At 69.1% G+C, this 25,853-nt stretch carries 19 protein-coding genes, 1 pseudogene and 1 riboswitch; of the genes and pseudogenes, 1 reads left to right on the forward strand and 19 read right to left on the reverse strand.

Translation table 11 applies throughout. The features are described from left to right. Nucleotides 1-57 precede the first annotated feature (57 nt). Nucleotides 58-1,131 (reverse strand): annotated as a pseudogene (locus tag B2J86_RS18240) (methyl-accepting chemotaxis protein); the annotation flags it as partial. Between the two features lie 226 nt (nt 1,132-1,357). Here B2J86_RS18240 and B2J86_RS13395 point away from each other — a divergent pair. Further along, entirely contained in the window at nt 1,358-3,037 is a 1,680-nt protein-coding gene (locus tag B2J86_RS13395; protein ID WP_173025857.1) for a methyl-accepting chemotaxis protein, read from the forward strand. Nucleotides 3,038-3,039: 2 nt separating this feature from the next. Here the strand turns inward: B2J86_RS13395 and thiC are convergent, their stop codons facing one another. The 18 genes from thiC to hslU all read right to left on the reverse strand — a co-directional run bounded on the left by thiC (nt 3,040) and on the right by hslU (nt 25,801). Beyond that, a complete protein-coding gene (gene thiC, locus B2J86_RS13400) occupies nt 3,040-4,902 on the reverse strand; it encodes a phosphomethylpyrimidine synthase ThiC (RefSeq protein ID WP_169634321.1) in 1,863 nt (620 codons plus the stop codon). 105 nt (nt 4,903-5,007) lie between these two features. Continuing rightward, a riboswitch (TPP riboswitch) is annotated at nt 5,008-5,128 on the reverse strand. Nucleotides 5,129-5,158: 30 nt separating this feature from the next. Continuing rightward, nucleotides 5,159-5,335 (reverse strand): hypothetical protein, encoded by a 177-nt coding sequence (locus B2J86_RS13405; RefSeq protein WP_169168026.1) that lies wholly within the window; start codon nt 5,333-5,335, stop codon nt 5,159-5,161. 19 nt (nt 5,336-5,354) lie between these two features. Beyond that, nucleotides 5,355-6,278, reverse strand: a complete 924-nt coding sequence (lpxC, locus tag B2J86_RS13410; protein WP_169168025.1) for a UDP-3-O-acyl-N-acetylglucosamine deacetylase — start codon at nt 6,276-6,278, stop codon at nt 5,355-5,357. 116 nt (nt 6,279-6,394) lie between these two features. Then, nucleotides 6,395-7,627: a cell division protein FtsZ gene (gene ftsZ, locus B2J86_RS13415; RefSeq protein ID WP_169168024.1), complete on the reverse strand. Its 1,233-nt coding sequence runs from the start codon at nt 7,625-7,627 to the stop codon at nt 6,395-6,397. Between the two features lie 145 nt (nt 7,628-7,772). Next, complete coding sequence (ftsA, locus tag B2J86_RS13420) at nt 7,773-9,002, reverse strand: cell division protein FtsA (protein WP_169168023.1); 1,230 nt, start codon at nt 9,000-9,002, stop codon at nt 7,773-7,775. Between the two features lie 33 nt (nt 9,003-9,035). Continuing rightward, nucleotides 9,036-9,827 carry a cell division protein FtsQ/DivIB gene (locus B2J86_RS13425; RefSeq protein ID WP_169168022.1) on the reverse strand — a complete coding sequence of 264 codons (792 nt, stop codon included), beginning with the start codon at nt 9,825-9,827 and terminating at the stop codon, nt 9,036-9,038. Continuing rightward, a complete protein-coding gene (locus B2J86_RS13430; protein WP_169168021.1) occupies nt 9,824-10,822 on the reverse strand; it encodes a D-alanine--D-alanine ligase in 999 nt (332 codons plus the stop codon). The genes B2J86_RS13425 and B2J86_RS13430 overlap by 4 nt, the downstream gene beginning before the upstream one ends. Then, on the reverse strand, nt 10,819-12,252 hold the full coding sequence (gene murC, locus B2J86_RS13435; protein ID WP_169168020.1) for a UDP-N-acetylmuramate--L-alanine ligase: 1,434 nt from the start codon (nt 12,250-12,252) through the stop codon (nt 10,819-10,821). Before murC ends, B2J86_RS13430 begins: the two co-directional genes overlap by 4 nt. Before the next feature lie 79 nt (nt 12,253-12,331). Then, nucleotides 12,332-13,396, reverse strand: coding sequence for an undecaprenyldiphospho-muramoylpentapeptide beta-N-acetylglucosaminyltransferase (gene murG / locus B2J86_RS13440; RefSeq protein WP_173025858.1), 1,065 nt, complete (start codon nt 13,394-13,396; stop codon nt 12,332-12,334). Next, nucleotides 13,393-14,628: a putative lipid II flippase FtsW gene (ftsW, locus tag B2J86_RS13445; protein WP_169168064.1), complete on the reverse strand. Its 1,236-nt coding sequence runs from the start codon at nt 14,626-14,628 to the stop codon at nt 13,393-13,395. The genes murG and ftsW overlap by 4 nt, the downstream gene beginning before the upstream one ends. A 26-nt stretch (nt 14,629-14,654) precedes the next feature. Continuing rightward, the gene (gene murD / locus B2J86_RS13450; protein WP_173025859.1) at nt 14,655-16,517 is read right to left on the reverse strand and encodes a UDP-N-acetylmuramoyl-L-alanine--D-glutamate ligase; all 1,863 of its coding nucleotides are present in this window, start codon (nt 16,515-16,517) and stop codon (nt 14,655-14,657) included. Beyond that, complete coding sequence (gene mraY / locus B2J86_RS13455) at nt 16,514-17,692, reverse strand: phospho-N-acetylmuramoyl-pentapeptide-transferase (protein ID WP_169168017.1); 1,179 nt, start codon at nt 17,690-17,692, stop codon at nt 16,514-16,516. The genes murD and mraY overlap by 4 nt, the downstream gene beginning before the upstream one ends. Before the next feature lie 30 nt (nt 17,693-17,722). Further along, on the reverse strand, nt 17,723-20,647 hold the full coding sequence (murF, locus tag B2J86_RS13460) for a bifunctional UDP-N-acetylmuramoyl-L-alanyl-D-glutamate--2,6-diaminopimelate ligase MurE/UDP-N-acetylmuramoyl-tripeptide--D-alanyl-D-alanine ligase MurF (protein WP_169168016.1): 2,925 nt from the start codon (nt 20,645-20,647) through the stop codon (nt 17,723-17,725). Further along, complete coding sequence (locus B2J86_RS13465) at nt 20,647-22,392, reverse strand: penicillin-binding protein 2 (RefSeq protein WP_169168015.1); 1,746 nt, start codon at nt 22,390-22,392, stop codon at nt 20,647-20,649. Before B2J86_RS13465 ends, murF begins: the two co-directional genes overlap by 1 nt. Then, on the reverse strand, nt 22,389-22,700 hold the full coding sequence (gene ftsL, locus B2J86_RS13470; RefSeq protein ID WP_169168014.1) for a cell division protein FtsL: 312 nt from the start codon (nt 22,698-22,700) through the stop codon (nt 22,389-22,391). The genes B2J86_RS13465 and ftsL overlap by 4 nt, the downstream gene beginning before the upstream one ends. 79 nt (nt 22,701-22,779) lie before the next feature. Beyond that, nucleotides 22,780-23,709: a 16S rRNA (cytosine(1402)-N(4))-methyltransferase RsmH gene (rsmH, locus tag B2J86_RS13475; RefSeq protein WP_169168013.1), complete on the reverse strand. Its 930-nt coding sequence runs from the start codon at nt 23,707-23,709 to the stop codon at nt 22,780-22,782. Nucleotides 23,710-23,717: 8 nt separating this feature from the next. Then, entirely contained in the window at nt 23,718-24,146 is a 429-nt protein-coding gene (gene mraZ / locus B2J86_RS13480; protein WP_169168012.1) for a division/cell wall cluster transcriptional repressor MraZ, read from the reverse strand. A gap of 332 nt (nt 24,147-24,478) precedes the next feature. Beyond that, nucleotides 24,479-25,801 (reverse strand): ATP-dependent protease ATPase subunit HslU, encoded by a 1,323-nt coding sequence (gene hslU, locus B2J86_RS13485; protein WP_173025860.1) that lies wholly within the window; start codon nt 25,799-25,801, stop codon nt 24,479-24,481. Between the last annotated feature and the right edge of the window lie 52 nt (nt 25,802-25,853).

The following is a 25,853-nucleotide window of genomic DNA, read 5'->3' on the forward strand; positions in this document are numbered from 1 at the left end:
AGCCTTAAAACGCTCGAAATCAACGCAGCGGCAGCGCGGCGGCGGCCACGCCCAGGCGCGTAGCCCGGCGGCGACAGGCGCCGCGCGTGGGCCGCCCTGCGGCGCGGCGGCGCTGCCGCCATCGAGCTTGAACTGGCCCACGGCCCGTGTGAGCTGGCCGGCCTGCTCGCGCAGCGATGCGGAGGCGGCGGTGGACTCTTCGACGAGCGCGGCATTTTGCTGCGTCATCTGGTCGAGCTGGCGCACCGACTGGCCGATCTGGTCGATGCTCTCGCTCTGCTCGGCCGCCGAGGCGGTGATCTCGCCGATGATGCCCGAGACGCGGCGCACGCTGCTCACGATCTCGCCCATGGTCTGCCCGGCCTCGCCCACCAAGCGGGCGCCGTCTTTCACCCGGCCGACCGAGGTGCCGATCAGTGCCTTGATCTCCCGCGCGGCCTCGGCCGAGCGCTGCGCGAGGCTGCGCACTTCGCTGGCCACCACGGCGAAGCCGCGGCCCTGTTCGCCCGCGCGCGCGGCCTCGACGGCCGCGTTGAGCGCCAGGATGTTGGTCTGGAAGGCGATCGAGTCGATCACGCCCGTGATGTCGCCGATGTGGCGCGAGCTGGCAGTGATCTGCTCCATGGTCGTCACCACCTGGGCGACCACGCTGCCGCCGCGCTCGGCCACGGTGGCGGCCGAGGTGGCGAAGTCGCGCGCATGGTGCGATGACTCGGCGTTGTGGCGCACGGTGCCGGTGAGCAGCTCCATCGACGAGGCGGCCTCCTGCAGGTTGGCGGCGGTCTGCTCGGTGCGCTGGCCCAGGTCCTGGTTGCCGGTGGCAACCTGGCCGCTGGACGCGGCAATGTTGCCCGCGGCGTCCTGCACCTGGCGCACCAGCGTGCGCAGCGCGTCCTGCATGCGCTCCATGGCCATCACCAGCTGGCCAACCTCGTCGTGGTTCGTCGCCCGCACCTCTTGGGACAGGTCGCCGCCGGCAATGCGCTCGGCCAGGTCGCGCGCCTGCGACAGCGAACGCGTGATGGAGCGCACGCTGAACAAGGTGAGTGGAACCAGCACCGCCAGCGCCAGCAGCAGCGCGCCGCCGATCAGCGCCGACATGCGGGAAGCGCGCGCATCCATGTCCTGGCGCCCCACGGCGCGAACCAAAAGTAACTGTATGCGTCTTCCGCTTGAGCAGCCGCAGGGTATTCACCGGCATGGAGTCAGTGTTCACGGCACGCGCATTGCCCAGGGATTGACAGCAAATTGTCACAAACAACCGGCACAGTCCACAGGGCTCGGGGCCGCTGGCCCCAGGTACCTGTCTTGCGCGCGGCACTGGCCGCTCGCGCGGGCAGCACCCCTTCCTTCTCCTATGCTTTCGTCCACCCCCTCCGTTCCCTCCCCTGCCACCGCTTCGCGCGGCTCGCTGGCCAGCAGATTGCTGGCCGTCTTCTTCGCGACCATGGCGCTCGCGCTGCTGGGCTCGGCCTTTGGCATCTGGTCGCTGCAGCGCATCCAGCGCTCCACGCAGCACATGGTGGAGCACAGCGTCGCGGCCGAGCGGCTGGTGGCCGATGCCTACCGCTACCAGGCCATCAATTCGGAGCGCTACAAGGCCATCGCCTTGAGTTCAGAGCCCGAGGTGGGCGATACCCTGGGCGCGGACATTGCCGCGACGCAGCAGCTCTATGACGGGCGGCTCAGCGCCTTGGCCGACAGGCTGCAGGCGGCCGAGCACCAGCAGCTCCTCGCAGGCATCCGCACCGCCGGCAAGGATTTCGCGGTGGCCCGCTCCGCGCTGGTGGCGGCGCGCGACTCGGGCCTGACCGAGCGCATCCGCAAGGTCTATGCCGAACATTTCCTGCCGTCGTCGAACGCGCTGCTGTCGGCGCTGGGCACGCTGACGCAGGCACAGCGCGATGCCATCGATGCGCGTGCGCGCGAGGTCGCCAGGCTGGGCGAAGTGGCCCGGCTGGTGCTGATCGCCTTCAGCGCCCTGGCGCTGGCGCTGGGCACGCTGCTCGCGCTGTGGCTAGTGCGCAGCATCACCCGCCCGATCGCTCTGGCTGGCACCACCGCCGACCGCGTGGCCAGCCTGGACCTGCGCCACGACATTGCAGGCCATGGGCGCGACGAGGCCGGCCGCATGCTGGTGTCTCTGGAGGTGATGCAGAACGCCTTGCGTGCGCTGGTGCAGCAGGTGCGGGGCTCGGCGCAGAACATCAGCGCGGCCACCTCGGACATCGCCAGCGGCAACAGCGAACTGTCGGGCCGCACCGAAGAGACGGCCACCAGCCTGCAGCAGACTGCTGCCGCGCTCGACCAGCTGACCCACCATGTCATCCAGTCCGCCGAATCGGCGCAGCACGCGCAGGCCATGGCGAACGCCGCGACCGTGGTGGCGCAAGAGGGGGGCAGTGTGGTGGCCCAGGTGGTGGGCACCATGGAAGGCATCCACCAGTCCTCGCGCAAGATCGTGGACATCATCGGCGTGATCGACTCCATCGCCTTTCAGACCAACATCCTGGCGCTCAATGCCGCGGTCGAGGCCGCGCGCGCCGGCGTACAGGGGCGGGGCTTCGCCGTGGTCGCGGCCGAGGTGCGCAGCCTGGCCACGCGCTCGGCGGCGGCGGCGCAAGAAATCAAGGCACTGATCACCGCATCGGTCGAACGCGCCGAGGCCGGCGCCAGCCTGGCGGGCGTGGCGGGCAGCACCATGGAGCGCATCGTCGGTGCCGTGCAGGACGCGGCACGCCGCATGGGCGAAATCACCTCGGCCACCGCCGTGCAGAACCACGAGATCGCGCAGATCAACACTGCCGTATCCCGGATCGACCAGATGACGCAGGAGAACGCGTCACTGGTCGAGGAATCGGCCGCCGCATCCGCCAGCCTGCGCAGCCAGGCCCAGGAGTTGGCGGCCCTGATCAGCCGGTTCGTGCTGCCGGGCCAGGATGCGCCCGGCCCGGTGGACCAAACCGCACCCGGCACGGCGCCACAGACGGCAGCCCCGCGCGCGCCGCTGCGGCTGGCGCAGCGGCACGCGGCCTGACATCAGGCCACGGGCTGGATCGGCACGTACAACTCACCGCCCGTGCCGCGGAATTCCACCGCTTTTTCCTGCAGGCCCCGTGCGGCGAATTCGCGCACCTCCTGCGTGATCTTCATGGAGCAGAACTTGGGGCCGCACATCGAACAGAAGTGCGCCACCTTCGAGGCATCCTTGGGCAGGGTCTCGTCGTGGAATGCGCGGGCGGTGTCGGGGTCCAGGCCCAGGTTGAACTGGTCTTCCCAGCGGAAGTCGAAGCGCGCCTGGCTGAGCGCATCGTCGCGCGCGCGCGCGCCAGGGTGGCCCTTGGCCACGTCGGCCGCGTGCGCGGCGATCTTGTAGGCAATGATGCCCTGCTTGACGTCGTCGCGGTCGGGCAGGCCCAGGTGCTCTTTGGGAGTCACGTAGCACAGCATGGCCGTACCCATCCAGCCGATCATGGCCGCGCCGATGGCGCTGGCGATGTGGTCGTAGCCGGGGGCGATGTCGATGGTCAGCGGGCCCAGGGTGTAGAACGGCGCCCCGTGGCAGGTGTTGAGCTGCTCGGTCATGTTGGCCTGGATCATGTGCATGGGCACGTGTCCCGGGCCTTCGATCATGGTCTGCACGTCGTGCTTCCAGGCGGTCTGCGTGAGCTCGCCCAGCGTGTGCAGTTCGGCAAACTGCGCCGCGTCGTTGGCGTCGCTCGCGCAGCCCGGCCGCAGTCCGTCGCCCAGCGAGAAGCTCACGTCGTACGCCTTCATGATGTCGCAGATGTCCTCAAAATGCTCGTACAGAAAGCTCTCGCGGTGGTGCGCCATGCACCACTTGGCCATGATCGAGCCGCCGCGCGAGACGATGCCGGTGCGCCGCTGCGCCGTGAGCTGGATGTAAGCCAGGCGCACGCCGGCGTGGATGGTGAAGTAGTCCACGCCCTGCTCCGCCTGCTCGACCAGCGTGTCTCGGAAGATGGCCCAGGTCAGGTCCTCGGCCACGCCGCCCACCTTTTCGAGCGCCTGGTAGATCGGCACGGTGCCGATCGGCACGGGCGCATTGCGCACGATCCAGTCGCGCGTGGTGTGGATGGCCTTGCCGGTGGACAGGTCCATCACGTTGTCTGCGCCCCAGCGGATCGCCCAGACCAGCTTCTCGACCTCTTCCTCGATGCTGGACGTGACGGCCGAATTGCCGATGTTGGCGTTGATCTTGACCTTGAAGTTGCGCCCGATGGCCATGGGCTCGACCTCGGGGTGGTTGATGTTGGCTGGAATGATGGCGCGCCCGCGCGCCACTTCGTCGCGCACGAATTCGGGCGTGATGATCTGGGGGATGCTCGCGCCCATCGGGTTGCCCATCAGGCGCTGCTCGCGGCCGGCGTCCGCCATGTACTGCGCCATCCACTCGCGCTTGCCGTTCTCGCGGATCGCCACGTATTCCATCTCGGGCGTGACGATGCCTTTCTTCGCGTAGTGCATCTGCGTGACGTTGGCGCCGCTGCGCGCGCGCAGGGGCTGGCGCTGCAGTGCGGCGGCCTCGGCGCGCAGCTGCGCCAGGCGCGCGGCGTCCTCGCTCCTTTGGCCATCATCGATCGCCGCGGGCGCGCGGCCTGCGTAGCGCTCGACGTCGCCCCGCGCTGCGATCCAGGCGCCGCGCACGCTGGCCAGGCCGCGCCGCACGTCGATGGCGGCATCGGGGTCGGTGTAAGGGCCCGACGTGTCGTAGACGCTGACCTGCTCGCCGTTGGTCAGCAGGATGTCGCGCACGGGAACGCGCAGGTCGGCGTGCAGCTGGCCGGGCACGTAGGCCTTGCGCGAGGCCGGAAAGGGCGCACGGGCATCCTCCAGCAAGCGGGCGAATGTCTCGAGGGCAAGGGGGTCGGTGGCGTTCATGGTCGGTCTCCGGTGGGTGGCAGGGATGTGCTCCGGAGTGGACCTGTGCTCGCCCCCCCGGTGGCAGCGCCAGGGGCAAGGTCCGCCTGCCGTCAAAAGTGGCAGGACAGAAAGATCGGCTCTTCTTACGCCGGTATCAACCGGATCAAGTTCGTCGGGTTCGCGGGCCAGTCTGGACTTCAGACCGCCCCCATCTCAGTGCGTCAGCACACCCCGGAGCAGCCGCGAGTATAGGGCTATGCAGAGCGCGCCCGCGTCAGAGAACGCGCTCGGCGATCAGCACCGCAAAGAAGACAAAGGCGGCGATCAGCGTCCACTTGAGGACGACAAAACCCAGGCGCTTGTAGCGCGGCTGGCCGGTGCCGGCATAGAACGCAAAGCACACCGCCGCCGCGAGCAACAGCAGCAGGACGGCCCAGCGGAACAGCAGCATGGCAGCGGGCCCTGTGCGCTTACCAGGCGCGCGCCGGCTGGGCAAAGCCCGGGGGGGCCAGGCGCTCGTTGTCGAAGCTCACCAGTTCCCAGGCGTCGGGCTGGGCGAGCAGCTCGCGCAGCAGCAGGTTGTTGAGCGCATGACCCGAACGAAACGCGCTGTAGGCGGCCAACAGCGGCTTGCCGATGAGGTAGAGATCGCCCATCGCGTCGAGGATCTTGTGCTTGACGAATTCGTCGTCATAGCGCAAGCCGTCGGCATTGAGCACCTTGTAGTCGTCCATGACGATGGCGTTGTCGAGGCCACCGCCCAGGGCGAGCCCGCTGGCGCGCATCATCTCGACGTCGCGCGTGAAGCCGAAGGTGCGCGCGCGCGCGATGTCGCGGCTGTAGTTGCCCTGCCCCAGGTCAAACTCGACGCACTGGCCGGTCGAGTCCACCGCGGGGTGGGAAAAGTCGATCTCGAAGCGCAGCTTGAAGCCGTGGTAAGGGTCGAGCCGCGCCCATTTCGCGGATGCCCCCTCGCCCTGGCGGATCTGCACCGGGCGCTTGACCCGGATAAATTTCTTGGGGGCGTTCTGCAGCGCGATGCCGGCGCTTTGCAGCAGGAAGACGAACGACGCCGACGAGCCATCGAGGATGGGAACCTCTTCGGCGGTGATGTCCACGTACAGGTTGTCCAGGCCCAGGCCCGCGCAGGCCGACATCAGGTGCTCGACGGTGTGCACCTTGGCGCCGCCCGCAGAGATCGTCGAGGCCATGCGCGTGTCGGTGACGGCCAGGGCCGAGATCGGAATGTCCACCGGTTCGGGCAGGTCCACACGGCGGAACACAATGCCGGTGTCAGGCTGCGCGGGGCGCAGGGTGAGCTCCACGCGTTGGCCGCTGTGCAGGCCCACGCCCACCGCACGGGTGAGCGCCTTGAGAGTACGTTGCTGAAGCATGCAGGGATTTTAGGTGCGAAGGCGGCACTTTGCTGCAGTGCACGCACGCCCTGGATTTATCGCCGCGATGGAAGATGGGGCGCGGCGCCAGCGCGGGCCGCGCCGCGGCTTCCCGCTCAATCGGCCTGCTTGCGCAGGAACGCTGGAATCTCCAGGTCGTCCATGCCGCCCGACGACAGGGCGTCCACGCGCGCCGCAGCCTGCGTGCGGTTGGTGCGCCAGACGCTGGGCACGGCCATGCTGCCGTAATCGGTCTGGCTCGTGCCGCCCGCAGAACCCAGCACCGTCGTGCCCATGGCCGCGCCCGCCACCGGCACCTGGTAGGCCAGGTTGTCGGTGCCGGTGCGCAGGCTGCCCTGCACCACCTGCATCGACTGGCGGCGCGCATTGTGGCGCGAGAGGCCGGTGGCCACCACGGTGACGCGGATCTCCTCGCCCAGGCTGTCGTCGTAGGCGGCGCCGTAGATGACATGCGCGTCGGGCGAGGCGTAGGCGTTGATGGTGCTCATGGCCAGGCGCGATTCGCTCAGTTTCAGGTTGCCCTTGGCGGCGGTCACCAATACCAGCACGCCCTTGGCACCCGACAGGTCGATGCCTTCGAGCAGCGGGCAGGCCACGGCCTGTTCGGCGGCAATGCGCGCGCGGTCGGGGCCGCTGGCGGTGGCCGTTCCCATCATGGCCTTGCCGGGCTCGCCCATCACGGTGCGCACGTCTTCGAAGTCGACGTTCACATGGCCGTACTCGTTGATGATTTCGGCGATGCCGCCCACGGCGTTCTTGAGCACGTCGTTGGCGTGCGCAAAGGCTTCGTCCTGGGTGATGTCGTCGCCCAGCACATCGAGCAGCTTCTCGTTGAGCACCACGATCAGCGAGTCAACATTGGCCTCGAGCTCGGCCAGGCCGTTGTCGGCGTTGGTCATGCGGCGCCCGCCCTCCCAGTCGAAGGGCTTGGTGACCACGCCGACGGTGAGGATGCCCATCTCCTTGGCCACGCGCGCAATCACCGGCGCGGCGCCGGTGCCGGTGCCGCCGCCCATGCCGGCGGTGATGAACAGCATGTGGGCGCCCTGGATGGCGCTGCGGATGTCTTCGACGGCCGCTTCCGCGGCTTCGCGGCCTTTTTCGGGCTTGCTGCCCGCGCCCAGGCCGCTCTGGCCCAGCTGGATGACGCGGTGCGCGGAGCTGCGCGTGAGCGCCTGGGCGTCGGTGTTGGCACTGACGAACTCCACACCCTGCACGGCGCGCGCAATCATGTGCTCGACGGCGTTGCTGCCGCCCCCGCCCACACCGATCACCTTGATCTGGGTGCCCTGGTTGAATTCTTCGGCTTCGATCATTTCGATGGACATGTTGGAGCTCCTGTTACTGACGGAAAAGCAATGGTGAATTGGGAAACAATCAAACAACTTCGGTGCACGCGCGGCGGACCGGCGCCGCGCCAGCGCACGCGCGGCGGAGGGTGGGGACGCACGACCCAGATCGGTTTGGGCATGGTCAGAAGTTCCCCACGATGAAGTCCTTGAACCGGCCAAAAGCGGTTTTCACGGAGCCGCTTTTTTGCGCCACCTTGAATCCGCGCATGCGCGCCAGGCGCGCCTCTTCGAGTTGCCCCATCACCGTGGCGGCCCGCGGCTGGGCCACCATGTCGGACAGGGCGCTCGAATACTTGGGGATGCCGCGGCGCACGGGCTTGAGGAAAATGTCCTCGCCCAGTTCCACCATGCCCGGCATGACCACGCTGCCGCCCGTGAGCACGATGCCCGACGACAGCACTTCCTCGTAACCCGACTCGCGGATGACCTGCTGCACCAGCGAGAAGATCTCTTCGACGCGCGGCTCGATCACGCCCGCGAGCGCCTGCTTGCTGAGCATGCGCGGGCCGCGGTCGCCCAGGCCCGGCACTTCGACCTGCGCCTCGGGGTCGGCCAGCAACTGCTTGGCATAGCCGCTCTCGACCTTGATGTCTTCGGCGTCCTTGGTGGGCGTGCGCAGCGCCATCGCGATGTCGCTGGTGATGAGGTCGCCTGCGATCGGGATCACCGCCGTGTGGCGGATCGCGCCGCCCGTGAAGATCGCCACATCGGTGGTTCCGGCGCCAATGTCGACCAGGGCCACGCCGAGCTCGCGCTCGTCGTCGGTCAGCACGGCCTGGCTCGATGCGAGCGGATTGAGCAGCAGCTGCTCGACCTCCAGTCCGCAGCGGCGTACGCATTTGATGATGTTCTCGGCCGCGCTCTGCGCGCCGGTGACGATGTGGATCTTGGCTTCCAGGCGGATGCCGCTCATGCCGATGGGCTCTTTGACATCCTGCCCGTCGATCACGAACTCCTGCGGCTCGACCAGCAGCAGGCGCTGGTCGCTGGAGATGTTGATGGCCTTGGCGGTCTCGACCACGCGCGCCACGTCGGCAGCGGTGACCTCCTTGTCCTTCACGGCCACCATGCCGCTCGAATTGAGGCCGCGGATGTGGCTGCCGGTGATGCCGGTGTAGACGCGCTGGATCTTGCAGTCGGCCATGAGCTCGGCCTCTTTCAGCGCCTGCTGGATGCTCTGCACGGTGGCGTCGATGTTCACGACCACGCCGCGCTTGAGGCCATTGCTGGGCGCCACCCCCAGGCCGGCGAGCTTGAGCTCGCCGTTGGGCAGAACCTCGGCGACGACGGCCATGATCTTGGCCGTGCCGATGTCCAGCCCCACCACCACATCTTTGTATTCTCTTGCCATATGCGTGTCTGCCCTTCGTTTTTCTGTGCCGCTCTACCGGCGTTTTGCCGGCGTGGCGCCCTGCACCACCGTGGTCACGCCGCGCAAGCGCAGGGCGTAACCTCCGGTGTGGCGCAGGTCGGCCGACTCCAGGGCATCCGCGCGGCGCTTGTACTGCGCCGCCACCTGCGTGAGCGTGCGCACAAAACGTTGCGTGCGCTGCGCCACTTCCTCGGGGGTGCCCCCTCCCAATTCCACCACCGCGCCGCTGTCGAGCGTCGCGCGCCAGCCGCCCCGGCTGGACATCTCCAGCCCCTCCAACTCGAGTCCCAGTGGCCCGAACGCGGGCAGCAGCTGCTGGTACATGGCCAGCACCTGGGTGGAATGGTCGGCCGGGCCATTGAGCCGCGGCAGATCGTCCTGGTCCGCGTCGCCGCCGGCATCGAACACCTCGCCCTGGCTGTTGAGCAGGGTCGAGCCCGACTCCGGGCCCCAGTGCGCCACGGCGTGGTGCTCCTGCAGCACCACGCGCAGCGTGCGCGGAAACTCGCGCCGCACCTGGGCACTGCGCACCCAGGGCACCTGCTCAAAAACCTCGCGCGCAGCGCCCAGGTGGATGGTGAAGAAGTTGCCGACGAGCTGCGGCGTCACATTGGCGCGCAGCGTCACGGCGTTGTTGTGCACCAGCTCGCCCTGCACGACGATGCGCCCGATCGAAAACGCCGGGTGGCGCAGCAGCCACCACGCGCTGGCTGCCAGCGCCAGGCCCGCGCAAGCCACGAACAGGACCGATGCGGTCAGGTTCATGAGCTTGACGTCCAGCGGCGCGGGCAGCGAGTCGGTCATGCAGGCGTTCCTTGCGTGGCCACGGGGCATGCGCCCTGCGGGTTGTCGAGCGTGGCGCCGGCCAGCAGCTGCAGGCACAGGTCTTCGTAGCTGATGCCCGCGGCACGCGCGGACATCGGCACGAGCGAGTGCCCGGTCATGCCGGGCGAGGTGTTGATCTCCAGCAGGAAGGGCTGGCGGTCGCTGGCCCGGACCATGATGTCGGCCCGTGCCCAACCGCGGCAGCCCAGCGAGCGGAATGCCTGCACCACGATGCGCTGGATCTCGCGCTCCTCGGCATCGGGCAGGCCGCTCGGGCAGTGGTACTGCGTGTCGTCGGTGAAATACTTGTTCTGGTAGTCGTAGTTGCCCTGCGGCGCCACGATGCGGATCACGGGCAGCGCGTGCGCGCTGGCACCGACGCCCAGCACCGGGCAGGTGGTCTCGTCGCCCTCGATGAACTGCTCGCACAGCACCTCGGGGTCGTAACGCGAGGCAAGCAGGTAGGCCTGCGCGCATTCCTCGGGCGTGGTGACCTTCGTCAGGCCCAGGGTCGAGCCCTCGCGCGAGGGCTTGACGATCATCGGTGCACCCAGCGCCTGCAGCGCCTGCAGCGTCTCTTCGCTGCTGGCCACCAGGCGCCAGTCGGGCGTAGGCAGTCCGTCGGCGCGCCACAGGCGCTTGGTCATGATCTTGTCCATGGCAATGCTCGACGCCAGCACGCCGGGGCCGGTGTACGGAATGCCCATGAGTTCGAGCGCGCCCTGCACCGTGCCGTCTTCGCCGTGGCGGCCGTGCAGCGCAATGAAGCAGCGCGCATACCCGTCGCGCTGCAGCGCGCCGAGCCCGGCGTGCGCCGGATCGAACGCATGTGCGTCCACGCCGCGCGCGCGCAGCGCCTGCAGCACGCCGGCACCCGACATCAGCGACACCTCGCGCTCGGCCGAGGCTCCCCCCATCAGCACGGCAACCTTGCCCAGCGCGGCAGCCTCCACTTTTTTATTCCATGCACTCACAACCTGCTCCCGTCCAACACCACAAGCTCACTATTTTGTAGCAAATCGACCACCTTGGCGGCCACGGTGCCGATGGAGCCCGCGCCCATGCACAGCACCACGTCGCCGGCGCGCGCGCCGTCGGCAATGGTCTGGGGCAGATCGGCCACGTTTTCGACAAAATGCGGCTCCACGCGGCCGGCCACCCGCAGGGCCCGTGCCAGCGCACGGCCATCGGCGGCCACCACCGGCGCCTCGCCCGCGGCATAGACCTCGGTGAGCAGCACGGCATCGGCGCTGCCGATCACCTTGATGAAATCCTCGAAGCAATCGCGCGTTCGGGTGTAGCGGTGCGGCTGGAAGGCCAGCACCAGGCGCTGGCCCGGAAAGGCGCCGCGCGCCGCCGCCAGCGTGGCCGCCATCTCGACCGGGTGGTGGCCGTAGTCGTCGATCACCGTGAAATGGCCACCGCCCTTGGCGGGCACCTCGCCATAGCGCTGGAAGCGCCGGCCCACGCCCTTGAAGCTGGCGAGCGCGCGCAGCACGGCATCGTCGGAAATGCCCAGCTCCACCGCGACGGCGATCGCCGCCAGCGCGTTGAGCACGTTGTGCTCGCCCGCCAGGTTCAGCACCACCTCGAGGTCGGGCAGCGTGACGCCGTTGCTGCGCTGCACCGTGAAGCGCATCTGGCCGGCCTGCGCGCGCACGTTGATGGCGCGCACCTGCGCGTCTTCGGCAAAGCCGTAGCTGGTGATCGGACAGGTGACCTGGGGCACGATCTCGCGCACGGCCGGGTTGTCGGTGCACAGAATCGCCGTGCCATAGAACGGCATGCGGTGCAGGAAGTCGACAAAGGCCTTCTTGAGCCGGCCAAAGTCGTGGCCATAGGTCTCCATGTGGTCGGCGTCGATGTTGGTGACGACGGCCATCACGGGCAGCAGGTTCAGGAACGAGGCATCGGACTCGTCGGCCTCGACCACGATGTAGTCGCCTTGCCCCAGGCGCGCATTGGCCCCGGCGCTGTTCAGGCGCCCGCCGATCACGAAGGTCGGGTCGAGCCCCGCCTCGGCCAGCACGCTGGTGACCAGGCTGGTGGTCGTGGTCTTGCCATGCGCGCCGGCAATCGCGATGCCGCGCTTGAGGCGCATGAGCTCGGCCAGCATCAGCGCGCGCGGCACCACGGGGATCTTCTTGGCCCGCGCGGCGACCACCTCGGGGTTGTCGGCCTGCACCGCCGTCGAGGTGACCACGGCGTCGGCGCCGGCAATGTGCGCGGCCGCGTGGCCCAGGTGCGTGGCGATGCCCAGCGCCTGCAGGCGGCGCAGCGTGGCGCTGTCAGCCAGGTCCGAGCCCGAGACGCCATAGCCGAGGTTGAACAGCACCTCGGCAATGCCGCTCATGCCCGAGCCGCCCACGCCGACGAAATGGATGTGGCGAATGGCGTGCTTCATCGCATTGCCTCCATGAAAGACGGCTCGTCGGCGTGTCCCATGTTCGCGACGAAATGGGCGATGGGGCGAATGGCGTGCTTCATGCTGCCAGCTCCTCGCACGCGGTGACCACTTCCCGGGTCGCATTGATTTTTTGCATGTTTTTGGCCTTTAGCGCCCGCTCTACAAGCGCGGGACGCTCCATATTTTGTAGCATTTGTGCCAGCCCCTGCGGCGACAGGTCGCGCTGCTGGACGAGCCAGCCGCCGCCGGCCTGCACCAGGAACTGGGCGTTGGTAGTCTGGTGGTCGTCCACCGCCGATGGAAACGGCACGAACACGGCGGCCGCGCCGATGGCAGCGATCTCGGTGACGGTGCTGGCGCCCGCGCGGCAGACGATGATGTCGGCCGCGGCGAACGCGCTGGCGGTGTCGTCGATGAACGGCGTGAGCTCGGCCTCGACCCCGGCGGCGGCGTAACGGGCGCGCAGCGCGTCGATCTGCGCCGCGCCGCTTTGGTGCGTGACCACAGGGCGCCGGTCCGCGGGCATCAGCGCCAGCGCCTGCGGCACGATCTCGTTGAGCGCGCGCGCGCCCAGGCTGCCGCCCACCACCAGCAGGCGCAGCGGCCCGCTGCGGCCGGCAAAGCGCTCGGCCGGCCCCGGCTGCTGCGTGAACGCCGAGCGCAGCGGGTTGCCGACCCACTGCGCCTTTTTGAAGACGTTGGGGAAGGCGGTGAACACCCGGTCGGCGACGCCGGCCAGCACGCGGTTGGCCAGGCCGGCCACCGAGTTCTGTTCGTGGAGCACCAGCGGCTTGCCGGCGAGCACGGCCATCATGCCGCCCGGGAAGCTGATGTAGCCACCCAGGCCGACGACCACGTCGGGCCGCACGCGCCGCACCACGGCCAGCGCCTGCGAGAAGGCGCGCAGCAGGCGCAGCGGCAGCAGCGCGAGCGTCAGCACGCCCTTGCCGCGCACGCCGCCGAAGTCGATAGTCTCGAGCGCAAAGCCCTGGGCCGGCACGATGCGCGACTCCATGCTGCCCGGCGCGCCCAGCCAGTGCACGCGCCAGCCGCGCGCACGCAGCTCCTGCGCCACGGCCAGGCCCGGGAAGATGTGGCCGCCCGTGCCGCCGGCCATGATGAGCGCCGTTTTCTGACTCATACACGCCCCCCTCTCATGAGGAGTTTGTTCTCGTAGTCGACGCGCAAGACCACCGCCAGCGCCACCAGGTTCATCAGGATGGCCGAGCCGCCAAAGCTCATCAGCGGCAGCGTCAGCCCCTTGGTCGGCAGCGCGCCCAGGTTCACGCCCATGTTGATGAAGGCCTGAAAGCCCATCCAGATCGCCACCCCCTGCGCCACGAGGCCCGAGAACACGCGGTCGAGCGCGATCGCCTGGCGGCCGATGTGCATGATGCGGCGCGTCATCCACAGGAACATCACGATCAGCGTGAGCACGCCGACCAGGCCGAACTCCTCGCCGATCACGGCGAGCAGGAAGTCGGTGTGCGCCTCGGGCAGCCAGTGGAGTTTTTCGACGCTGCCCCCCAGCCCGACGCCGAAGATCTCGCCCCGGCCAATGGCGATCAGCGAGTGCGAGAGCTGGTAGCCCTTGCCCAGCGCGTGCTTGGCGCTCCAGGGGTCGAGGTAGGCGAAGATGCGCTCGCGCCGCCAGTCGCTCATCATCACCATCATCGCAAAGGCCGCCACCAGCACGGCGGCGATCAGGAAGAACATGCGCGCGTTCACGCCACCCAGGAACAGGATGCCCATGGCGATCACGGCAATCACCATGAAGGCGCCCATGTCGGGCTCGGCGAGCAGCAGCCCGCCCACCACCGCCACGGCAGCGCCCATGGGCAGCACGGCGCGGAAGAACCGCTCCTTCACGTCCATCTTGCGGCACATGTAGTCGGCGGCGTAGACCAGCACGGCAAACTTCGCCAGCTCGGACGGCTGAAAGTTCATGACGCCCAGCGACAGCCAGCGGCGTGCGCCGTTGACCACCGTGCCGACGTGCGGGATCAGCACCGCCACCAGCAGGGCCAGCGAGAACAGGAACAGCACACGCGCCGAGCGCTCCCAGGTGGCCATGGGGATCTGGAACGCCAGCAGCGCCGCGACAAAGGCCATCACCAGCGCAAAGACATGGCGCAGTAGAAAGTGCGTGGGCGCGATCTTGCCAAAGCGCGGGTTGTCGGGCATGGCGATCGAGGCCGAATACACCATCACCAGCCCCCAGGCCAGCAGCGCCACCACGACCCACAGCAGCGCCTGGTCGAAGCCCAGCACGCGCGCAGGCGTGGCCGTGGTCCTGCGGTACTCGGTGCCGCCGATGCGCACGGGCAGCACGTCGGCGGCCTTGCCCGGGAGGCCGCCAAACCAGCCGGCCATGCGCTGCCAGGCGCTGGCGGGGGCGCTCACGACAAACCCTCCAGCGGCTGGCCGGCGTCGTCGGCCAGGGCCTGCAGCGCGGCGCGGAACACCTGCGCGCGGTGTTCATAGTCCTGGAACATGTCAAAACTGGCGCAGGCCGGCGACAGCAGCACGGCGTCGCCGGCGTGGGCGCGCTCGCTGGCCAGCTGCACGGCCTGCGCCAGATCGGACGCACCGAGCAGGGCGACGCCCGCGCCTTCGAGCGCCTGGCGGATGCGCGGCGCATCGCGGCCGATCAGCACCACGGCGCGCGCATAGCGTGCCACGGGCGCGGCCAGCGGCGCAAAGTCCTGGCCCTTGCCGTCGCCGCCCAGGATCACGACCAGCCGGCGGTCCGCGCCCAGGCCGGTGAGCGCCGCGACCGTGGCGCCGACGTTCGTGCCCTTGCTGTCGTCAAAGTATTCGATGCCGTCCAGGATGCCCACAGGCTCGACCCGGTGCGGCTCACCGCGGTATTCGCGCAGGCCGTAGAGCATGGGCGCGAGCGCGCACCCGGCCGCCTGCGCCAGCGCCAGCGCGGCCAGCGCATTGGTGGCGTTGTGGCGCCCGCGGATGCGCAGCGCATCGGCGGGCATCAGGCGCTGGATGTGCAGCGCCTCGGCTTCGGCGCCGCGCGCGCGCTTGCGCGTTTCGTCGGCCTCCAGCGCGCGCACCAGCCAGGGCATGCCGCCCACGGTCTCGATGCCGAAGTCGCCGGGGCGCTGGGGCATGTCGCCGCCAAAGGTGACGTGGGCGCGCAGCTGCGGCTTCTGCAATTTCACGCGCTCGGGGGCCGGCAGCATGGCCATCACCAACGCGTCTTCGCGGTTGAGCACCATCAAGGCGCCAGCGCCAAAGATGCGCGCCTTGGCCGCCGCGTAGGCGGCCATGTCGCCATGCCAGTCCAGGTGGTCCTGCGTGAGATTGAGCACCGCGGCTGCCGTGGGCTCGAAGCCGACCGCACTGTCGAGCTGGAAGCTCGACAGCTCCAGCACCCAGACCTCTGGCAGCGTGCCCGCATCGATGTGCGCGGCCAGGGTGTCGAGCAGCGTCGGGCCGATGTTGCCGGCCGCCGCCACGGTGCGGCCCGCGTGCGCGACGAGCTGCGCCGTCAGCGCGGTGACGGTGGTCTTGCCGTTGGTGCCCGTGATGGCCAGCACCGCGGGCGCATAGCCGTGCGCCGCGCGCAGCGCCTGCAGCGCCATGGAATACAGGTCTAATTCGCCTCCAACGCTTACCCCATCTGCGCAAGCAGCTACCAATACAGGAGCAACCGCATCGGGACTCAGGCCGGGCGAGCGGTACACGGCCGCCAGCGCCTGGCCTTCGACCAGGTGCGCGCCGAACGCGCCGGCCACAAAGCGCACCTGCGGCAGCTCTTGCTGCAGCGTGGCCAGTTGCGGCGGCGCCGCGCGCGAGTCGGCCACGGTCACGCGCGCGCCGCAGCGCACACCCCAGCGCGCCATGGCCAGGCCCGAGGCGCCCAGGCCCAAGATGAGGATGTGCTGGTCCTGCAGGGGTTTGGCGCCCTCGCCGGGCCAGCCGGCGGCCACCGGCGGCAGCACTGGCGCAGTCTCTGCGGCCCCAGCGGCCAGCGGCGCGGGAATGTCGGCCGCGGGCTCGGGCGCGGCGGCCTCCGCAAAGATCCGGGCCACGAACGCGGCGGCGTCCTGCGCCGCGGACAGCGCGGGCGCGGAGCCGGGCGCCAGGGGGTCCGTGCCCACCATGGCGGGCGTGGTCTCGTGCATGGCAGCGCCCGCACCGGCCTCGGGCGACGGCCCGGCCCCCGGCAGGTCCGCCACGGACACGGCCGCCTCCGGCGCCGCGTCCGCGCCGCCGGGGGAGAGATCGTCGAGGTCCGTGTTCATCGCAGTTTCAGGGTCGACAGGCCCACCAGGCACAGCAGCATGGTGATGATCCAGAAGCGCACCACCACCTGCGTCTCCTTCCAGCCGCTCTTTTCAAAATGGTGGTGCAGCGGCGCCATGCGCAACAGGCGCCGGCCTTCGCCGAAGCGGCGCTTGGTGAACTTGAACCACGTGACCTGCAGCATCACCGAGAGGGCCTCGACCACGAAGATGCCGCCCATGATGGCGAGCACGATCTCCTGGCGCACGATGACGGCAATGGTGCCCAGGGCCGCGCCCAGCGCGAGCGCGCCCACGTCGCCCATGAAGACCTGCGCCGGGTGGGTGTTGAACCACAGGAAGGCCAGTCCCGCGCCGGCCATGGCCGAGCAGAAGACCAGCAGTTCGCCCGAACCCGGAATGTGCGGGAACAGCAGGTATTTGGAATAGACCGCGCTGCCCGTCACATAGGCGAACACACCCAGCGCCGAGCCGACCATGACGACCGGCATGATGGCCAGGCCGTCGAGACCATCGGTCAGGTTGACGGCGTTGCTGGAGCCGACGATGACCAAATAGGTCAGCAGCACGAAGCCCAGCACCCCGAGCGGGTAGCTGATCTCCTTGAAGAAGGGCAGCAGCAGGCCGGCCTTGGGCGGCAGGTCGAGCGCGAAGCCCGATCGCACCCAGGTCACGAACAGCTCGAACACGCGCGCGTTGGAGTTCTCGGAAATGCTGAACACGAGGTAGAGCGCAGCCAGCATGCCGATGGCGGATTGCCACAGGTACTTCTCACGCGAGCGCATGCCGTTGGGGTCTTTGTAGACCACCTTGCGCCAGTCGTCGGCCCAGCCGATGGCGCCAAAGCCGATCATGACGGCCAGCACGATCCAGACAAAGCGGTTGGAGAGGTCGGCCCACAGCAGGGTCGAGACCGTGATCGCCAGCAGGATCAGCACGCCGCCCATGGTGGGCGTGCCGCTCTTGACGTGGTGCGTCTCCATGCCGTTGGTGCGGATGGGCTGGCCGATTTTCAGTTCGGTCAGGTGCCGGATCACACGCGGCCCGGCGAACAGGCCGATCAGCAGCGCCGTCATGGCCGCCATCAGGGCACGCAGGGTCAGGTACTGGAAGACGCGGAAAAAGCCGAACTCGGGCGACAGGCCTTGCAGCCATTGGGCGAGCCATATCAGCATGCGGCACCTGTGACAAACGCCGAAAAGGGGTCAGCGCGTTTCGCCATGGGGGGCCTCCTGCGCGGCGTTGTCTGTGGGGGTGGCGGGCTCGATCGCCGCCAGCACCTGCTCCATCTTCATGAACCTTGATCCCTTCACCAGTACGCTGCCCACCGTGGGCAGCGCTTCGCGCACGGCTGTCTGCAGCCGTGCCATGTTGTCAAAATGCCGCCCGCCGCCAAAGGCGGCGGCGGCGTGCGCAGCCTGCACGCCCAGCGTGAACAGCTGCTCGATGCCGCGCGCCTGTGCGTGCGCGCCGGCCTCGGCGTGGAACTGCGGCCCCTGGTCGCCGACCTCGCCCATGTCGCCCATCACCAGCAGGCGCGGCGCCGGCAGCTCGGCCAGCACGTCGATGGCGGCGCGCATGGAGTCGGGGTTGGCGTTGTAGCTGTCGTCCACCACGGTGAGGGCGCGCGCTCCGCGGTCCACGCTGAACGCGCGCGAGCGCCCCTGGACGGGCGTGAATGCCGCCAGGCCCTGGGCGATGGCGGACAGCGGCACGCCGGCCGCCAGCGCGCAGGCCGTGGCCGCCAGCGCGTTGGTCACGTTGTGGCGGCCGGCAATGTGCAGCGCACACTGCAGCGGGCCCTGGGGCGTGGCGATCTGCACCTGCCACGCGCCGTGCGCCCACTGGGCGTGCGTGCAGCGCACATCGGCGTCGCTGGCATCGCCAAAGGTGAGGCAGCGGCGTGCGCCGGCCAGGCGGCGCCACAGCGCGGTATAGGCATCGCCGGCCGGGAACACGGCCACGCCATGGGCGGGCAGCGCTGCCAGCACCGAGCCGTTCTCCTCGGCCACCGCCTGCACGGTGTGCATGAATTCGAGGTGCTCGCGCTGCGCGTTGTTGACCAGCGCCACGGTGGGCCGCACCAGATCGGCCAAATAGGCGATTTCGCCCGGGTGGTTCATGCCCAGCTCGACCACGCCCAAGCGATGCTGCGCACCCAGCCGCAGCAGGGTCTGCGGCACGCCGATGGCGTTGTTGAAGTTGCCGCGCGTGGCAAACGCCGCCTCGCCCGCCTGCGCGGCCAGGGTGCATGCCACCATCTGCGTCACCGTGGTCTTGCCGTTGCTGCCCGCGACGGCCACCAGCGGCAGCGCAAACTGCGCGCGCCAGCCGGCGGCCAGCGCGCCGAGCGCCTGCAGGGTGTCGGGCACTTCGATGCCGGGCAGGCCCGCTGCGTCCAGGCCGCCGTGCGCGATGGCGGCCGTGGCCCCCATGGCGCGCGCCTGTGGCAAGAAGGCGTTGGCGTCGAAGCGCTCGCCGCGCAGGGCCACGAACAGGTCGCCCGGCTGCAGCGTGCGGCTGTCGGTGTGCACGCGCTGCAGCGTCTGCGCCCCATCGCCCACCAGGCGTGCTTGCGGCACGCGCTGGCGCACCCATTCAAAAGCCTGCTGCAGGTTCATCATTCCCCTAGTGGCTGTAGCTTTGCGGGCCTGCAGCGCGGCACGCGCCTGGCCCATGTCGGAAAAAGGCCGGCGCACGCCCGCCGTCTCCTGGGTGTCTTCGTGGCCCTTGCCGGCGATCAGCACCACGTCGCGGGCATCGGCCTCGGCCAGGGCCAGCGCAATGGCGGCGGCGCGGTCGGGCTCGGCGCGCACGGTTTCGCCGGCGATCGTGCCCTGCAGCACCTGGTGGATGATGTGCGCCGGGTCTTCGCTGCGCGGGTTGTCGCTCGTGACCACCACCCAGTCGGCCTGGCGCTGCGCGGCCGCACCCATCAGCGGGCGCTTGGTCGCATCGCGGTCGCCGCCGCAACCGAACACGCACCACAGCTGGCCGCCGCGCTCGGCCGCCAGGGGGCGCAGCGCGCGCAGCGCCTGATCGAGCGCGTCGGGCGTGTGGGCGTAGTCCACCGCGACCAGGGGCTGGCCTGCGGCGACGATGCGCTCCATGCGCCCGGGCACCGGCTGCAGCGCCGCGCAGGCCTGCACGGCGCGCGCCAGCGGCACGCCCAGCGCGCGCATCGCGGCCAGCACGCCCAGCAGGTTGGAGACGTTGTATTCGCCGATCACCGCGGTGTGGAGCACCTGGCGCTCCGCGCCTTCGACGACGGTGAAGCGCAGGCCGGCGTCGCCAAAGCGGATGCCCTCGGCATGCAGGCGCGCGCCGGGGCGCAGCGAGACGCTCCACAGGTCAAGCCCGCGCCCCGCCAGCGTCGCATGCAGCGCGGCGCCGTGCGCGTCGTCGGTGTTGACCACCACCGCCTGCAGGCCGGGCCAGTCGAACAGCGCCGCCTTGGCCTGCCAGTAGGATGCCATGCTGCCGTGGTAGTCGAGGTGGTCCTGCGTGAAATTGGTGAAAACGGCGACGCGGATGTGCGTGCCCGCGAGCCGGTGCTCGGCCAGCCCGATGGAGGAGGCCTCGATGGCGCAGGTGCGCGCGCCGGCGTCGGCAAACCCGCGGAAGGCGCGCTGCAAGCGCACCGGGTCGGGCGTGGTCATGCCCGTGGTTTCGAGCTGCGGCGCGGCGCCCGCCACCACAGCCATGCCCAAAGTGCCCACCAGCGCACACGGGGCAAGCGCTGGCAGCTCGCTTTTCGATAGCGCTCCGGCCAGCCACCAGGCGCTGCTGGTCTTGCCGTTGGTGCCGGTGAAGGCCACCACGGCGAGCGCCTGCGAGGGCCTGCCGAACCACTGCGCCGCGATCTCGCCAGTGGCGGCCTTCAGCCCCAGCAGCGCCGCCATGTGTTCGCCGCGCAAGCCAAAGGGCTCGGCACCGGCCTGCTCGACCAGGCAGGCCGCGGCGCCGCGCGCCAGGGCATCGGCCACGTGGGCGCGGCCATCGGTCGCGGCGCCGGGCCAGGCGATGAAGCCATCGCCGGGGGCGACCTGGCGGCTGTCGGTCTGCAGCGTGCCCGTGACGCGCGCGCGCAGCCACTCAACGGCCTGGGTGGCGTTGTCGAGCCGGTGCATCACAGCGTCTCCTCGACCACGTCGGCGACGATCTGCGGCTTGACTTCCATGTCGGGCTGCACGCCCATCATGCGCAATGTCTGCTGCACCACTTCGCTGAACACCGGGGCGGCCACGGTGCCGCCGTAGTAGGTGCCGTTGTTGGGTTCGTCGACCATCACGGCGACGATGATGCGCGGCTTGTCGATGGGGGCCATGCCGGTGAACCAGGCGCGGTACTTGCCCGACGCATAGGTCTTGCCGACCTGCTTGCGCGCCGTGCCCGATTTGCCGCCCACCGAATACCCCTGGGTCTGTGCGCGCTGGCCGGTGCCGCCCGGGCCGGCGGCCATGTGCAGCATCTTGCGCACTTCGGCCGCGGTGCGCGCAGAAAACACCGGCACGCCGGCGGCAGGCTGGTCGCTTTTGAGCATGGTGGCTGGAATGATCTGGCCGTCGTGCGCAAACACCGTGTACGAACGCGCCATCTGAAACATGCTGGCCGAGAGGCCATAGCCGTACGACATCGTGGCCTGCTCGATCGGGCGCCAGGTCTTGTAGGGCCGTAGCTTGCCGCTCACGGCGCCCGGGAAGGCGATCTGCGGCTTCTGCCCAAAGCCGGCGGCCGAGAACGTCTCCCACATCTCGCGCGCCGGCATCTGCATGGCCAGCTTGGTCGTGCCGACGTTGCTCGAGGTCTGGATCACGCCTTCCACCGTCAGCACGCCATGGTTGCGCGTGTCGGAGATGGTGGAGCCGGTGATGGTGATGCGCCCCGGGCTGGTGTCGACGATGGTGCCGGGGCGCACGCGCCCGCTCTCGAGCGCCAGGCCAATGGTGAACGGCTTGATGGTCGATCCCGGCTCGAAGGTGTCGGTGAGCGCGCGGTTGCGCAGCTGTTCGCCGGTCAGGTTGCTGCGCTTGTCGGGCACGTAGCTCGGGTAGTTGGCCAGCGCGAGCACCTCGCCCGTGATGGCGTCGAGCACGACCACGGTGCCGGCCTTGGCCTTGTGCGCAATCACCTGGTCGCGCAGCTTCTGGTAGGCAAAGAACTGCACCTTGCTGTCGATCGACAGCTGCATGTCGCGCCCGTCCATGGGCGGCACCGTTTCGCCCACGCCTTCGACGACACGGCCCAGGCGGTCCTTGATGACGCGGCGCGAGCCGGCCTTGCCCGCCAGCTGGTCGTTGAAGGCCAGCTCCATGCCTTCCTGGCCCTTGTCTTCGACGTTGGTGAAACCGACCACGTGCGCCGCCGATTCGCCTTCGGGGTACTGGCGCTTGTATTCCTTGCGCTGGTAGATGCCCTTGATGCCGAGCGCGGCAATCTGCTGGCCTACGTCCCAGTCGAGCTGGCGCTTGACCCAGACGAAGCTCTTGTCCTCATCGGCCAGCTTGGCGTTCAAAGCGGCCAGTGGCATGTCCATGAGCCTGGCCAACTGCGGAAGCTTGGCGCGCACCTCGGCGTCCTGCAGGTCCACGTCTTCGGGAATGGCCCAGATGCTCGCGGCCGGCACGCTGGACGCCAGGATCAGGCCGTTGCGGTCGAGGATCTTGCCGCGGTTGGCCGGCAGCTCCAGCGTGCGTGCAAAGCGCACCTCGCCCTGGCGCTGGAAGAAGTCGTTGCCCACCACCTGCACGTAGGCGGCACGCGCGCCCAGGCCGGCAAAGCCCAGCGCGATCAGCGCCACGATGAGCTTGCTGCGCCACACGGGCGTCTTGCTCGCCAGCAGCGGGCTGGACGTATAGAGCACGCTGCGGCTCATGGGCGCGCCCCCGGCGCTGGAGCACCCGGCGGCGCTGCGGCGGGCGCGGGATCGGAGACGTACTGCGTGATCGCGGGCGTGGCGGTGCGCATCTGCAGTTGCGCCCGCGCCAGTGCCTCCACGCGCAGCGGCGTGGCCTGCGCGCGCTTTTCGACGCGCAGGCGCTCGTGCTCGGTCTCCAGGCGCCGCGCCTCGCCCACCGCACGGTCGAGCTCGGTGTACAGCAGGCGCGACTCGTACTGGGTGCGCACCAGGTACAGGCTGCTGGCCAACACCGCCAGCAACAGCACGACGTTGAGCCGCATCATGTGCGCCCCTTGCGGCGGCGCGCGCGCGGCGCTGCCGCCAGGAGCGGACCGGACACAAAGCAGCGCGGCACGCCTGGCCTCATGCCGGCACCTCGGTGCGCTCGGCCACGCGCATCACGGCGCTGCGCGCGCGCGGGTTGGCGGCCACTTCCGCAGCGCTCGGCTTGATGCGCGCCAGCGCCCTCAGGCGCATGGCCTTGGGCGGCGCAAACGGCGCGCGCCGGTCGTACACCTCTTTCGAGTGCTCGGCGATGAACTGCTTGACGATGCGGTCTTCGAGCGAATGGAAGCTGATCACCACCAGGCGCCCGCCCGGCTGCAGCACCGAAAGGCTGGCCTCTAACGCCTGCTGCAGCTCTTCGAGCTCGGCGTTGATGAAAATCCGAAAAGCCTGAAAGGTGCGCGTGGCCGGGTTCTGGCCCGCTTCGCGGGTCTTGACCGCGCCAGCCACGAGATCGGCCAGCTCGGCGGTGGTCGCGAGGGGGCCGCGCTCTTGCCGGCGCGCAACAATCGCCTTTGCAATGGGGCCAGCAAACCGTTCTTCACCGTATTCACGTATCACCTCCGCAATCTGCCCCACTTCGGCGCTGGCGAGCCACTGGGCCACGCTTTCGCCGCGCGTGGTGTCCATGCGCATGTCCAGCGGGCCGTCGAACCGGAAACTGAATCCGCGCCCCGGGCTGTCGATCTGCGGCGAGCTCACGCCCAGGTCGAGCAGCACCCCGGCGGCACTGGCAGGCGGCAGGTCGGCGAGCTGGCGAAAGCCCTGGTGGCGAATCGAAAAACGCGCATCGGGGATGCGCGCTGCTTCGGCGATGGCCTCGGGGTCCTTGTCAAAGGCCACAAGGCGCCCCTGCGCGCCAAGCCGTGAGAGGATGCGCCGCGAATGGCCGCCCCGCCCAAACGTAGCATCGATCCAGGTTCCTGCCGGCGCTGCATCGGCGCCGCCGAGCAAGGCATCGACCGCTTCATCGAGCAGCACGGTGGTGTGTCGTAGTTCTGCGTTCACGTGCGCCTTCAGAAAGAAAAGTCCTTGAAGACGTCGGGCATCTCGCCTTGCATGGCCTGGGCCTCTTGCGCGTCGTAGGTGCCCTTGTCCCAAAGCTCGAAATGGTTGCCCATGCCCAGCAGCATGGTCTCGCGGCTGATGCCCGCGGCCTGGCGCAGTTCGGGGGACACCAGCACCCGGGCGGTGGCGTCCATCTCCACATCCATCGCATTGCCCAGGAAGATGCGCTTCCACCACTGGGCGGACATGGGCAGCTGGGCCACGCGCTCACGGAATTTCTCCCACTCGGGGCGCGGAAAAATCATGAGGCAGCCGTGCGGGTGCTTGGTGATCGTCAGCTGGCCCGCGGCGGTCGCGCTCAAGACGTCACGGTGCCGGGTCGGCACAGACAGCCGCCCCTTGGCATCCAGACTCAGCGATGAAGCCCCTTGGAACACAGACAGACACCCCAGCTTGTTTGTTGATGCGACGGACGCCAGACAGCGCAACAACGGGCGTTTCACCACTTAATTGCACTTTTTTGCACTGTAGCAGGAAAAGCGCCCCACGCGGCAGTGCGCCAACATCTTCTTGCAATGAAATCAACAACTTAGCCAGGAAATGGCAGGCGCCAAAAAGGCAAGGAAAGGCAAAATCCTTTACAGGATGGGCAGTTAGCGGCGGCTGTGCAAGTAAGTCCTCAAGCCTGGGGGGTCGGCCTGCAGGCCGCCGCGTGTTACTAGCTGTACCCGACGCACACCCTGCCCAACGCGGCAGCGCCCGTCGGCGCTCAAAGGATGTAGCGCGACAGGTCCTCGTCCTGGCTCAACGCCCGCAGCCGCTCGTCGACGTAGGCGCTGTCCACGCGCAGCGTCTGGCCGGCGCGGTGGGCCGCGTCGAAGCTGACCTCGTCGAGCAGGCGCTCCATCACGGTGGAGAGGCGGCGCGCGCCGATGTTCTCCGTGCGCTCGTTGACCTCGAAGGCGATCTGCGCCAGGCGCGTGATGCCCTCGGGCAGGAATTCCAGCGCCACGCCCTCGGTGGCCAGCAGCGCCTGGTACTGCTTGACGAGCGAGGCGTGCGTCTGCGTGAGGATGGCCTCGAAGTCCTGCACCGACAGCGACTCGAGCTCGACGCGGATCGGGAAACGCCCCTGCAGCTCGGGAATCAGGTCGCTGGGCTTGGCCAGGTGGAACGCCCCCGAAGCGATGAACAGGATGTGGTCGGTGCGCACCATGCCGTACTTGGTCGACACGGCTGTGCCCTCGACCAGCGGCAGCAGGTCGCGCTGCACCCCCTGGCGCGACACGTCCGCGCCGCTGCTCTCCTGGCGGGCGGCCACCTTGTCGATCTCGTCGATGAAGACGATGCCGTTCTGTTCGGCGCTGGCGATGGCGCGGACCTTGATTTCTTCCTCGTTGACCAGCTTGCCGGCCTCTTCATCGATGAGCAGTTTGCGCGCCTCTGCGATCTTGAGCTTGCGTGTGCGGCGCTTCTCCTGCCCCATCTGGCTGAAGACGCCGCGCAACTGCTCGGCCATCTCCTCCATGCCCTGCGGGCCCATGATCTCGAGCTGCGGCCGGGCGTCGGCCACGTCGATCTCGACCTCCTTGTCGTCGAGCTGGCCTTCGCACAGTTTCTTGCGGAACACCTGGCGTGCCGCGCTCTCGGCCGGGGGCTCGGCGTCGGCCGTGCGCGCGGCCGGAAGCAGCGCATCGAGGATGCGCTCCTCGGCCGCGTCTTCGGCGCGCGCGCGCACGCGCTGCACCTGGGCCTGGCGCTCCTGCTTGACGGCGATCTCGGCCAGGTCGCGGACGATGGCGTCCACATCCTTGCCCACGTAGCCCACTTCGGTGAACTTGGTGGCCTCGACCTTGATGAACGGGGCCTGCGCCAGGCGCGCCAGGCGCCGCGCGATCTCGGTCTTGCCCACCCCCGTGGGGCCGATCATGAGGATGTTCTTGGGCGTGATTTCCTGGCGCAGCCCCTCGGGCACCTGCTGGCGGCGCCAGCGGTTGCGCAGCGCAATGGCCACGGCGCGCTTGGCGCTGGCCTGTCCGACAATGTGCTTGTCGAGCTCGGAGACGATTTCCTGGGGGGTCATCGAAGACATGCAAAACCTTTGATGAAATAGGCCTCTAACGCTTGCTCATAAAGCGCTGACA

The organism is Acidovorax sp. SRB_14, from assembly GCF_012932145.1.
Classification (GTDB): domain Bacteria; phylum Pseudomonadota; class Gammaproteobacteria; order Burkholderiales; family Burkholderiaceae_C; genus Simplicispira.